This window comes from Agarivorans sp. DSG3-1 (assembly GCF_046774965.1).
GTDB lineage: Bacteria > Pseudomonadota > Gammaproteobacteria > Enterobacterales > Celerinatantimonadaceae > Agarivorans.
This window is the reverse complement of the sequence record NZ_CP177241.1, coordinates 4,712,060-4,724,350: the sequence shown is the minus strand read 5'-3', so window position 1 is coordinate 4,724,350 and position 12,291 is coordinate 4,712,060. Positions and strand designations below refer to the sequence as shown.

Genomic DNA, 12,291 nt, shown 5'->3' with positions numbered 1-12,291 from the left:
CTTTGTACCTCTAATAATTATGTCAGTTTCGTGAAATCGTTTTCAAAGTGGCTTGGCTTAGTTTCCAGATATTTACCTTAATGTAAATAGCAGAAACTAGGGTTTTATTAAATCCACAATAAAAATAATGTTCTTACTAAACACAACAACGCAAAATTTTAAATTTTTTGTTGTCGAGTATGCTTTCGTAGCGCGCGAAGTGTTGCTTTATTAATGCTTCGTACTGCAGGAAGCTATTGGCAACCAACCATAATTCGCCTTGGGCATTTAAGTGCTGTTTGGCTTGGGCAAGAAACGTTTCAGTGGTTTCGTACTGAGTATCTATTCCAGCATGAAATGGTGGATTACTCACGATGAAATCAAAGCGTTGGTTTACTTCGCTTAATCCATCAGAAGCAATTACTGTTCCATTCAACTGGTTTTGTTTTAGCGTGGCTTTAGTGCTAGTCACAGCGTATGCACTTACATCGAGCAGAGTAATGTCTACTTTGTGTAACAAGGCTTGGCTTGCACCAATAATGCCCGCACCACACCCAAAGTCGAGCACGCTACCGTGCAAGGCAGGCAAATTATCTAATAGCAGTTGACTACCGTCGTCTAGTTTACCGTGGTTAAACACACCAGGCAGTGACATCACTTGCAAGCGAGTACTTGGCAGAGCGACTTCAAATTGGCTTAACCACTGTTCAGGCTGAAAGGCGGGAGCCGCTTTAGTGAGAGATCCAAAATACAAACCACAGCGTCGAGCACTGTCGATTTTGTTCATTTTAATGCCAAACTCCGCGAGCAGTTTTTCGCAGCTTTTAACCCCGCCACGGTTTTCTCCCACCACAAATATGTCGGCATCATCACTTAGTTGCGGCAATATGCTGGCAAACAAGTAGGCGGCTTCTTGCTTTGCTTTAGGCATAAAAAACAGCAGCGCATTGCTGTTTTTGGCTAACCGAGGCTCAACTGAAAACTGACAAGAGAGTTTGTCATCATCCGTTTTCTTAAAGTGGGTAAAGTGACCGTAATGGCTACAGCAAATTTGCAACGACGCGACTTGCTCAAGCAGGCTAAGCGGGTAGTTGTCGGCGAGTTGGCCAGCCACCACTAAATGCCGCTCGGCAAAAAGTTGGTCGTGGCGGGCGAGTACTTGGCTGGTAGCGTGTAGCGAGGTGTTCATAATAGGGCTTTATCGCGGTCATAATTGGCTGCAATAATAGAAAGTTTTCGTTGAAAAGGCTATCTCATCGCCGCTTCTAAGTATTTATTTTTAAGGTTACTTGACTTTTAGTGCGTGCTAAGGAAACTAGCTAGCAAGAATTTCGTTTGTTAAGGACACATCTGTGATGTCGATTTCTTTAAAGTTAAAGAAATATAAACGACCCGAATTAAAACGCGGGTGGTTAACGGCTGGGTGCAACTAAATCGAAATAGTATTTTTGAACCCGGCCACTGTGACCGGGTTTTTTTATTTTAGAAGTAAGTGATGGAGCGGGCATGTTTAAAGGATCGATAGTAGCGTTGGTTACTCCCTTTATTGAAGGTGAGGTTGATTATGCGGCGATTCGCGAGTTAGTTGAATGGCACATTGGCCAAGGGACTCATGGCATTGTGCCAGTGGGAACTACTGGCGAAAGCCCAACCCTAACTCACGATGAGCATATTGCTGTAGTGAAAACGGTAGTAGAGCAAGCTAAAGGGCGTGTGCCTGTTATCGCGGGTGCTGGCTCAAACAACCCTATTGAAGCTATCGAGTACACCAAGGCTGCCCAACAAGTGGGTGCCGATGCAACTTTGCATGTAGCGGGTTATTACAACCGCCCTAATCAAGATGGTTTATTTCAACACTTTAAGATGTTGCACGACGCCACCGATATTCCGATTGTGCTTTACAACATTCCACCACGCGCGGTGGTAGATTTAAGCCCGGTAACCATTGCTAAACTGGCGCAGTTACCGCGTATTGTTGGTGTGAAGGACGCTACCGGCGATTTGTCTCGCCCACTATTTGAACGCCAATTGATTGAGCAAGACTTCTGCTGGTTAAGTGGGGAAGACGCCACTGCGGTTTCTTACAATATTAGCGGCGGCCAAGGTTGTATCTCTGTAACGGCGAACGTAGCCCCTAAACTGTGTGCGCAAATGCAACAAGCCACTTTAGACGGTGACTACGCTAAAGCTAGCGAGATTCAAGATAAGTTGATTCCTCTGCACCAAGCAATGTTTGCTGAGCCAAGCCCAGCTGGCGCTAAATATGCGATGTCTTTACTGAACAAGTGTCGAGCAGAATGTCGCTTGCCAGTTACCGAATTGTCGGACTCTACCAAAACGCGTATTCGCAATGTTATGCAGAGTTTAGAGTTAATCTAATATTATTGTTTTTGTTTATAAGGCCGAGCTTGCTCGGCCTTTTTATTAACTTAGCTTTTTCCCGCATGCTGCTTGGCTGACTTAAGCTAAGCCTATGATTTAACTTTGCTATAGTTAAGTTTACGCAAATTAAAGGGATGTGTTGTGGCAGAGCTAGATCTAGTCAGTTTTTTCCATGGAATTGTTGAGGCCGATAGTGGCTATTGGTTATTGCAGCCAGAAAATGGCAAAGTTTCGGTGCGTTACCCTTGGCAAGACCAACAGTCAGAACACCTTGATTTAGAGCAGTGGTTGGAGCGTATTGATTCCCGCTGTCGAGCTGCCTTTCAGCAAGCCATGCACGCAAGTTTAGCTAATAACCAAGCGTTTTTTTGTCACTACTGCCACAGCGAAGATGAATGGTTGCGGATCCATGGTATGCCGGTTGAAATCCAACAACAGCAATATTTGTTGGCCAGTGTGCTTCCACTCACCATGCCGGTGATTAACGATGAAACTAACCTTCGCGATCCAGAAAGCGGTTTGCTGTCGGCGCCATTGTTTAGAGAGCTGTTGATTCAAGCGATGCGCTTAAGTAAGCGAAATCACGAGCCCTTTGCGATTCTAACCTTACATTACGCCAGCCATGACTCGTCCTTAGTCTGCGCAATTGTTGCCCAAGTGCTTCAGCAACAGTTACGCCGTTCAGACAGCATTGCTCAGTTTAGTGAGGGTGAGTTAATTGCTTTGTTATACGGAGCGAGTCGCACAGCGGCAGATAACGTTGCTAAAAAGCTTACGGGCGAATTACAACGACAGTTAGAGGGCGTGGCCTTAGATAGCCTTAAAATTGGTTGGGCTTATTACCCAGAGCACGGTGATAACGCAGATACCTTGTTAGCGCACCGTTTAGACGCGGTTCAGCAATTATCCCCTTAATCACATTTGCTTGGCTGTTGTTAAACAAAGAACGCTAAACAGTGTTTAGCGTTCTTTGTGATAAACCTAACTAATAAGGCTTACTTCGCGTTCTGAACAATAGTGGCGCTGTCTTTCAACATTTCTAAGTATAAGTCTTCATACTCAGTAGGGTTTAAAATGAGACCATTCGCATCGCTATACTGAGTCACCGTTCCGGTTTCAGCAATACTGCGACTGTCGATGAAGTTAGCCATAAAGTAATCTTGCTGATCTGCAGAAAGCTCGCTGTCGATTAAGGCGATTTCAATACTGTCGATTTGGCTAGTGGCTAGCTCTAGGGCACTACTTTGCATTAAGGCTTGTTGAGCTTTAGGCGCAGCGTAAATTGATTGATAAAAGGTGCGACTATTGTTGTGTGAACGCAATCTTACTTGGCTGCGTTGTAAGGCAAAGTCGCCGCTGTTAAAGCTGTTAGCATTATCGATACAATGATTAGCGTGGCTAAGTTCAACCGAGCAGTTCTCTATCAAATCTAAGTTATCAATGCTGTTTAACTCTGCAAGTTCTAGGTCTAACGCCGCGTTATCAGCGTTAATGGCCATTACGCTATTAAACTGCCAATTACTGTCGTTGGTGGTACCTGAAAACAAGCCAACCCAATGGCTTACTTGGTCGTAATTAGGGGCAATGGTGAACTGGTCTACATCTTTGTATAAGGTTTGCCACTGGTAGCTATTGTTGTTGTGAATGGCCAATACAGAGCTACCATCGTCTACTGCTAAGTTGCTAGCCACTTGCCAATACATTGGCTCTAGGTCAGCGTTACTTAGGCTAGCGGCTACGATGTCGTTACTTTCATCGGTATCGTAAACGTAGCTAGGTTCTAGAAAACCGAAGTAGGCTAAATCGGTATGTTGGCCGTTTTGGCTGGAATAAAAGGCGGTTACTAGTGTGTCTTTTACTGCTGGTAGGGGAGAGCGTACAGGGATGTGAGCTGATAGATCATGGCCGCTAACCAAATCAGCGGAGTAACTGGTTTGATAGTAGCTTACGCCACTTTCTTGCAGTACCGATAATGCTGCGGTATCACTAATATCGGTGACCGAACGGTAGTCTTTACCCGCATAACAATTGCTACCAGTTTGTGATGAGCGAACATTTAGTACTTTGTTACCTAAATACTGTTTCTGCACGCTATACATATATACATCGGGCTCTCCGCTTAAGTTACGATCTACTTCTTCTAGAGAAACATAGCCTTCATCGGGTACCCATCCGCTGTCAAAATTCACGATACCATTGCTTGGCACATCGGCAGCTTGAATGGTGTGTTCTTCAATAATTGAACCGTCAGCATTGTGAAATAAAACGTTATAACCAGTATTCGCTATCGACGCGGTAATCACTCGGCTGTTGTCGGTCTCAGAGGTTCCGTAGATGACACAGCCCGATTTAACATCGCTTTCTTTTAGTGTTTGTAACTGAATGATCTGCCAGTTGTAACGTGGAGTTGAAGGACCAGGTGATGAGCTATCGCTACCCCCACATCCGCTTAACAAAAAAGTGGCGACTAAACTGGGTAATATGGCTTTTTTCACTACTGCTTCCTCAAACTACGAGTCAAAATATTGTTGTTGTCACTTTATTAGCAATATTCGCACCGTTTATTGCCCATTCATTGCCTTTGAATATGGGCTTCACTTTTATTTTATATTTTTGTTTGCTGTTAATTTAGTGTTTGGCTTTGCTTTGTTACGAGATTGTTAGCTAAAACTGTGCCTTAGCAAGCATTTGTAGTGTTAATTGGTTTTTCGGGTTTGATGTTTGTTTTATATTGCCCCTGTGTAGAGCAAAGGAACCTGAAATGCTGCGATGGGCTAGAAAAGGATGGTGTTTGTGTTTACTACTGTGGCCAATAGGTCTTTTTGCCGCGCCCATTGAAATAAAAGTTGGCGGTTATGACTTCCCTCCCTATGTCAGTCACAACGTTTCAACTAACCGCTACAGCGGGGTGAGTTTAGATATACTTCGCGCGCTTAATCATCTTCAAGACAAGTTTACCTTTCGATTTGTGTCGACTTCTCGGCATAACCGCCATGCAGCTTTTATCCGTAAACGTTTCGACCTCATTTTGTTTGAAAACCTAGAGTGGGGCTGGCAGAGTCTCAATGTTCAGCAAAGCCTTCCATTGGTCTTAGACAAATATTTGTTGCTCACTCATCAGCAAAACCTTAGTGAGCAAGAGCAGTTGTTTACACCAGGACACAATTATACTGTGGTGCTGTTTGACGCGGCCTATCAAAGCCCGCATTTATCCGATGAAGGGTTTGCGGTAAAAAGCTGCTCCCATGTCATGAACTGTATTAAGTTAGTGGTAAAGCGGCGGGCTGATTTCACTATGGTAAACGAGAGTTTTTATTTACCCCTTACTCGGCAAAAGCCGAGTTTACTTCAATCACTAAAAAGCATTGCACATTTTAGTCCGGTGCATAGCTTACATGCTCTACAACGGGCTGATTCTTCGTTAAGTGTTGAGCAGTTAAATTTCTTCTTTAAGCAGTTGAGTTTATCTGGAGAGTTGCAAGCCATATTGAGTCACTATGATTTAGCGATTGCAGAATAAGCTTTTAGGCTCTTGCTAATAGCTGTGGGCCGCGAGTGCCTTTTTCTTCCATATACTGAAAATACAAACGAATATGGGTCGCTGATTGATCTACGCTGCGTCCCATTGCTTCGCGAATAGCTTTGCGATTGGCTTGTTTAGCATCATCACTATCGCGCAATTGAGTGGCGCTTAAACCTGGTTGAACGTCGTTATTGCCAAACACTGCCGTACCGGGGTTGGTCATTTGGCGTTGCGCGGTGTATTCAGTAATGGTTTGCCGTGGTGCGCTGTTTTCTATGCGTTGGCGAGCGGCATAAGTTGATTCGAGTGATGCAGCTTGAAGGTTATTATTCACCTGCATAAGTCTTCTCTCCTTAAGTTAAAAAACACAGCCTTAAGTGTTTATCGGCCAGCATTATTTAATCTTTAACTACAGGCTAAATATCGTGCAATGTGGGCATTGTTTGGTGAGGCTAATAGCTCTGCTGGGCTAGCAAATTGACGGGTGGTTCCGGCTTCAATAAATGCCACTCGCTCGGCCACACGCTGGGCATCTTGCCATTGATGAGTGACCATTATTACCGCTAGTTGCCACTCTTCGGCCAATTGCTTAACCAGCTCTAAGCACTCTAAACGTAACATGGGATCTAAGGCGCTAAAGGGTTCGTCTAGCAACAAAATAGGCTGCTGACGGACCAAACAACGGGCCAACGCAGCACGCTGCTGTTGACCGCCAGAGACTTGGTCGGGGCGTTTATTTAGTAAGCCTGCAATACCTAAGTTGTTGGCAATTTGGCTAAGCTGCTCTCGCTGTTGCGCATTAAGTGTCAATGACGGTGAAAGCCCCAGCGCAATGTTTTGCTCAATGCTTAAGTGGTGAAACAAATTGTGCTGTTGAAACAAGCTCGTAACGGGGCGTTGCTTAATCGGTAAGTCTAATAAATCTTCACCTAACCACGACAAGCTGCCACTGCTGGCAGGAACAAAGCCTGCAATAAGCTCTAACAGGGTGCTTTTACCGCAACCACTGGCGCCTAATAATGCCACCACTTCACCGGGGTTCACCTCCAGTTGGTAATGAAACTGCTGTTGCTGGCGAACACAGCATAGTTTAGAGATGCTTAACATGGTGGCGTCCTAGGGTAAGTTCGAGCAAATAAAATATTACCGTGCAGAGCAGCAGCATAATTAAACCGGTAGCGCTGGCTAAAGCATATTGGTAGGTGCTTAGTTGTTGGTAAAGCAGCAACGGCAAGGTTACCACGTCTACACTGCCAATCAGCGCAATTACGCCCATGTCACCTAAAGACAAGACCATACATAAACTTATGGCTAGTGCTAATGGCCGACGGATAAGCGGCCAATAAATTAAATGCAATTGGCTGATTGCCGGTAAATCTAAACTTTGGTTTAGCTTAGCGTATTGTTTAATGGCATCACTTAAGGCCGGTTTTAAGCTGCGAATAAAAAACGGCAGGCTCATTAGTGCGTTAATTAGTGCCACCAAAGGTGCGGTGTAGGCATTGATGTCGGCTCGGCTGATCAGCAAGAAAAACAAGCCAGTGGTGATGACCATCGCGGGCGCTAACAACATGATAGAGGCCAATAGCTCTTGGCCTCTGCCAGCTAACATACGCCGTTGTTTGACAACATTGCTACTGTATTGCCATAAAATAGCCCCGCCCAATATCACTACCCACAAGGTGCTTTGCAAGGCAATGAGCAATGACCAGCCAATACCACTAAGCCATTTATCCCAAGGTAGTTGCTGCCAATTAAGTTGGCTAAGTGGGCTGAATATGCCAAGTAAAATGGAGCCTATAAACAGGTAGTAACCCAGTACCACCGCTTGATGAAGTCGCCGCTGAGTTTTACTGAGTTGATGTTGAACAAGAATGTTCTGTTGAATGCGCTTTGCTTCTTGTTGTTCGCGGCCCAGTAACAACCAACCAAGGCTAACTGCAATCAGCAGTTGTAACACCGCACATTGCATTGCAAATAATGGGTCGAAGTCGTAGCGTAGAGCTTGGTAAATGGCCACTTCAAGGGTGGTGCTTTTAGGCCCGCCACCCAGCGCTAATACAACGGTAAAACTGCCAAAACACAGCAAAAATACTAAGCCAAAGAGTCCGGCTAAACGTGAGCGCAACATGGGCCATTCAATTATCTGCCAACTACGCGATTGGCTAAAACCAAGTTGCTTGGCTTGGCGCCAGTAGCTGGCGGGAATATCGTTATATTGCAAGTAACAATATCGAGCAATAAGTGGCATATTTAAAAAACAGTGGGCAATTAATATCCCGGGTAAGCCGTATAACTTCCACGAAAATGGACTTAATTGCTGCCAAAAACCGTTAATACCAAAACTACCTACGCAGCCTAGCACCACCAAGATTACTGGGCTTACAAAACATAAATTGGCCAAACGCAGCTGCCAATTTATCGATTTAGGCTGTAAATAAAACCAAGCTCTAGCAATGGCCACGCCACCTATACAAGCAAGGCTTGCCGATAATAAAGCCTGCCAAATACTAAAGCGCAATACGCGCCATAGGTAAGGGTCGTTAAACGCCGACCAGCTTAGCGCTTGAGCTTGTTCAGCCAAGCCCCAAAACGCTGCCGTTACCACTAGCGCTATAAATATGCTGGCGCAGTACCCGGCTATTGAGGCAGGCTTAATCATTGAGTAGTTACTGGCTTACCGCGTTACGCCACTCTTTAGTCCATTGCTGGCGCTGTTGGCTAACGGTGTGTTGCTCAATACTTAATGGCTTAGGTTGCACTAGCGTAGAAAATGCTTCTGGTAGTTCGGCATCAGGATTAACCGGTAGCATCCAGTTTGTTGTGGCAATAATTTTCTGTGCCTGTGCGCTCACTAAATAACTGAGGAATTGCTGAGCAAGTTCTACTTGTTGGCTGGTGGCACTAATCGCGGCCACCTCTACTTGGCTCATGTGGCCTTCGCTAAATTCAGCAGCTTGGTAACGGTTTTCTTGCTCGGCCACCATGTGGTAAGCCGGAGATGTTGTGTAGCTTAGTACCAAATCAGCTTCGCCTTTTAGGAACATGCCGTAGGCTTCGCTCCAGCCTTTAGTTACGGTGACTGTTTTATCTTTTAGTTTGCTCCAAGCTTGGCTTGAATCATCACCATAAAGGGCTTTAACCCACAACATTAAACCTTGGCCGGGGGTACTAGTGCGTGGATCTTGATACAAAATGCTGCCGTTAAATTCTTCTACAAGCTGCTTCATCGAGCTTGGCGGATTTTTGAGTTTTTCGGTGTTATAAATAAACGCGAAGTAACCATAATCAAAGGGCACAAAGTTGTTGTCTTGCCAGTCAATGGCGAGCTTTGGAAGGGTAAGCTGGTGGGCTTGAACCGCGTTAATCGCTTCAGTCTCTGGAATGAGGTTAGTATCTAAGCCCAAAATTACGTCGGCTTTGTTGCGTTTACCTTCTAATTTTAGGCGATTCAAAATGGCTACGCCGTCGTCTAAACCTACCCAATTAATGGTGCAGTCACATTGCTGCTCAAAGCTTTTAGTTAAGGCTGGGCCCGGGCCCCAATCGGATACAAAACTCTGGTAGGTGTACACCGTTAACTCGCTGTTCGCTTGGCTGTTAAAGCCCACAACACTCATCGCACAGCATGCTAGCCATAGCAAATTTTTCATCTTACACTCCTTGATAATAGATTTATGACCGTTGATGGAATCACTCGCTTTGCCTACTTCCGCACTAGAAAAAAACCTACTTAGTTACCTTGAGCGGCACCTAGGATGCATCTTAAAGGTAGACCGTTTAGCGGGAGGGCATCAGCATTCTTGGTTGCTAGAAACCAATACAGAACGTTTGGTATTACGCTTAAATCAACAACAGCCTTGTTATGGCTTGGATTATCAACGCGAAAGAGAAGTATTACAACAGCTTAACCACTTGCCTTGGGTAATTAACATGCATCCATTGAGCTTAAACGGTGAGTTTTTGCTGTATCAGTTTCAAGAGGGTGAAGTAGTAAGCCTTACACAATGGCAACAACCCACGCTTTGGCCGCAATTATTAAAGGTATTGCATCAACTTCCCTCAGCCGGTAAGGGCTTACCGCATTTTGATATGCTCAAGTACCTACAACGTTATGTCAATGACATTAGTGCCAGCGAGGCTGCAAGCTTTAGACGCCAAGCCTTGCAGTGGATTAAGCAGCAAAATTGGCCGCAGCAACAGGCGTTTAACCACCACGACTTACATCTTGATAATCTACTGCTGAGTAGCGAGCAAAAGTTGTTAGTGTTGGATTGGGAATATGCCGCAACGTCTATGCAAGGCTGGGATGCCGCCAGTGTTGCGCAAAGGTGCCCGGTAACGGCTGAGCAGCGCGCAGATTTAATCGCAATATCGGACTTAAACAGTGGGCAATTTGAGCTACTAGTTGTTGCAGTCGCCTTATTAGATTTAGCCTGGTATTGGCAATATCAGCCACAGTGGCAGGGTTTACTATTGCGCACTCAGCAATGGCTGAATGCGCAAGGTTTAGCTAATTCAATTTAGCAGCTTAGCTTATTCTTCAGCTAAGATTTCGGCGCGCCAATTACCTTCACCGTTTTCACCTAACGTTTCTGCTAGGTAAGGCAGTACTTCCTGCATCTCTTTCATTAATGTCCACGGAGGGTTAATCACAATCATACCGCTGGCAGTCATACCAAATTCGTCACTGTCGTGTTGAATACCTAACTCGAACAGTTGAATGTTACTTATGCCGCTGCGGATCAGAGCTTTTTCAAGTTTGTCGATACGGAAGCGCTCAACAACCGGGTACCATAATGCATAAGTGCCAGACGCAAAACGCTTATGCGATTCAACTAGCGTTTTTACTACTGTTTGGTACTCGTCTTTTACTTCGTAAGAAGGATCAATTAACACCAAACCGCGGCGTTCTTTTGGTGGCAGCAAGGCTACACAACTTTGGTGGCCATTCTCTTGGCGAATTTTGCAGCGGCGGTCGCGTTGAAACAAACTGGCAAGCGGAGCTTGTTCGCTTGGGTGTAATTCGTGCAAGAACAAACGGTCGTCGCGGCGTAGCATCATTTTGGCTATCCACGGTGAACCAGGGTAATGCTGGCGGGTTTTCTCAGGATGAATTTGATTCACTAGCTTGAGATAGTTCTTTAATAAGGGGGGTAAATCATCAGCGTCCCACAGCTTACCAATACCGTTTTCGTACTCACTTTTCTTTTTCGCTTCTGGGCTATTTAGGCTGTAAGCACCTGCTCCAGCATGGGTGTCGATATAGCAAAGCGGCTTATCTTTTTGGGTTAGGTAAGAAATGATCCGTTGTTGTACTAGGTGTTTAAGTACATCGGCGAAATTACCCGCATGGTAGGAGTGGCGATAGCTTAGCAAAGTGTTATCTCGATATTGGTATAAAAGGACGCGCAGCAGTGGCTGGCGATATTGCGCTAGTCTAGGTAGAGACTGGCGCAGATGCAAGTTTAACCGCATAAAGCAGCGGCTTAGATGATCTGCTAACGAGATCGCAAAGCGGTTTTTGACAACGAGGCAAAGTTGAGCAGAGCTTTGAGCGTATTTGGCTTATTTACTGACGAGAAATGAGAGGAGGACATTAGGCTGATTTATACGTACCTTACTTTTGTGCAGACCTGAGTTAACCCAAGCGTGCTAAGAAGTTATTAGACATAAACTCGTTAGGAAAGTAATTTATGCTGTAATGTTTTGGCTAAACCCAAGCCATGCATACTCAGTATTAACGCTCTAATAAGCCGCGCAAAAACGCGGAGCCTTCATTGTGTATAATTCGCGAAGCGAAACACAATGAAAGCGGAGTGTTTTGCGTCGGTTTTGATTAGCTTTGTTATACGTTTTTTGCCTTACCAAAACAAGCTTGTTCTTTATGACTTATATGTATTACCCAAGTTTTAGATTCAGGCCAAATTGAAACATCATCACTAGATGAATAATAAAACTCATCCCAATATTTTATAAATAATTCTGTTTTAGTTTTAACTGCAGTATCTGGTTGCCAAGATATGATAATACTTTCGGAAGACATATTATTCTTTAACCAAGCTTTAAAATCAATTGGAGCTTTAATATCAACAAATTCAATTGAATCGAATAATATCAAATTTGGTGAAAATTCAGATCCTTTTTCAATAAATGCCAAGGATTTATCCCAAGCTTCGCTCGCTGAATTAACGTCCAATGGATAAATATTTGATAGTTCACTTTCAGACAGTAAACAATATTCAGAGTCCGTCCATCTCCATTTTAATTTAAAGTTTTCCATTGAAATAAAGTGCATGGTGATGAGTCCAACGTATAGACATAATGACTCCCCAAGAAGGTGCTGATCTCCAACTTCGTGGGTTAGCTGAAAGCCAGAGCCATAATAGTTAATGATAATAAACTAG

At 44.5% G+C, this 12,291-nt stretch carries 12 protein-coding genes; 4 read left to right on the top strand and 8 right to left on the bottom strand.

Features of this window, described 5'->3' with window-relative positions; all coding sequences use genetic code 11:
* Positions 1–136: 136 nt before the first annotated feature.
* A complete protein-coding gene (rsmC, locus tag ACLD71_RS21920) occupies positions 137–1,168 on the bottom strand; it encodes a 16S rRNA (guanine(1207)-N(2))-methyltransferase RsmC (protein ID WP_411992165.1) in 1,032 nt (343 codons plus the stop codon).
* A gap of 317 nt (positions 1,169–1,485) precedes the next feature.
* Here rsmC and dapA point away from each other — a divergent pair, with 317 nt between their 5' ends.
* Positions 1,486–2,358, top strand: coding sequence for a 4-hydroxy-tetrahydrodipicolinate synthase (gene dapA / locus ACLD71_RS21915; RefSeq protein ID WP_137671812.1), 873 nt, complete (start codon positions 1,486–1,488; stop codon positions 2,356–2,358).
* A 144-nt stretch (positions 2,359–2,502) separates the two neighbouring features.
* Positions 2,503–3,276, top strand: coding sequence for a diguanylate cyclase domain-containing protein (locus tag ACLD71_RS21910; RefSeq protein WP_137671811.1), 774 nt, complete (start codon positions 2,503–2,505; stop codon positions 3,274–3,276).
* Positions 3,277–3,356: 80 nt separating this feature from the next.
* Here ACLD71_RS21910 and ACLD71_RS21905 read toward each other — a convergent pair whose 3' ends face one another.
* Positions 3,357–4,856, bottom strand: a complete 1,500-nt coding sequence (locus ACLD71_RS21905; RefSeq protein WP_411992163.1) for a hypothetical protein — start codon at positions 4,854–4,856, stop codon at positions 3,357–3,359.
* Between the two features lie 266 nt (positions 4,857–5,122).
* On the opposite strand from ACLD71_RS21905, the gene ACLD71_RS21900 reads away from it, so the two are divergent.
* On the top strand, positions 5,123–5,881 hold the full coding sequence (locus ACLD71_RS21900) for a hypothetical protein (RefSeq protein WP_411992161.1): 759 nt from the start codon (positions 5,123–5,125) through the stop codon (positions 5,879–5,881).
* Between the two features lie 4 nt (positions 5,882–5,885).
* On the opposite strand, the gene ACLD71_RS21895 is transcribed toward ACLD71_RS21900, so the two are convergent.
* From ACLD71_RS21895 to thiB, 4 genes are all read right to left on the bottom strand, one after another.
* Positions 5,886–6,224, bottom strand: coding sequence for a hypothetical protein (locus ACLD71_RS21895; RefSeq protein WP_137671808.1), 339 nt, complete (start codon positions 6,222–6,224; stop codon positions 5,886–5,888).
* 65 nt (positions 6,225–6,289) lie between these two features.
* Positions 6,290–6,991 (bottom strand): thiamine ABC transporter ATP-binding protein, encoded by a 702-nt coding sequence (thiQ, locus tag ACLD71_RS21890; RefSeq protein ID WP_137671807.1) that lies wholly within the window; start codon positions 6,989–6,991, stop codon positions 6,290–6,292.
* Positions 6,975–8,546 (bottom strand): hypothetical protein, encoded by a 1,572-nt coding sequence (locus tag ACLD71_RS21885; RefSeq protein ID WP_411992160.1) that lies wholly within the window; start codon positions 8,544–8,546, stop codon positions 6,975–6,977. The genes thiQ and ACLD71_RS21885 overlap by 17 nt, the downstream gene beginning before the upstream one ends.
* 7 nt (positions 8,547–8,553) lie before the next feature.
* Entirely contained in the window at positions 8,554–9,537 is a 984-nt protein-coding gene (gene thiB / locus ACLD71_RS21880; RefSeq protein ID WP_411992158.1) for a thiamine ABC transporter substrate binding subunit, read from the bottom strand.
* Positions 9,538–9,571: 34 nt separating this feature from the next.
* Here thiB and ACLD71_RS21875 point away from each other — a divergent pair, with 34 nt between their 5' ends.
* A complete protein-coding gene (locus ACLD71_RS21875) occupies positions 9,572–10,411 on the top strand; it encodes a phosphotransferase (protein WP_411992156.1) in 840 nt (279 codons plus the stop codon).
* Positions 10,412–10,420: 9 nt separating this feature from the next.
* Here the strand turns inward: ACLD71_RS21875 and ACLD71_RS21870 are convergent, their stop codons facing one another.
* Positions 10,421–11,263 (bottom strand): 23S rRNA (adenine(2030)-N(6))-methyltransferase RlmJ, encoded by an 843-nt coding sequence (locus tag ACLD71_RS21870; RefSeq protein WP_411994897.1) that lies wholly within the window; start codon positions 11,261–11,263, stop codon positions 10,421–10,423.
* Positions 11,264–11,732: 469 nt separating this feature from the next.
* Positions 11,733–12,182 carry a hypothetical protein gene (locus ACLD71_RS21865; protein ID WP_411992154.1) on the bottom strand — a complete coding sequence of 150 codons (450 nt, stop codon included), beginning with the start codon at positions 12,180–12,182 and terminating at the stop codon, positions 11,733–11,735.
* Positions 12,183–12,291 lie beyond the last annotated feature (109 nt).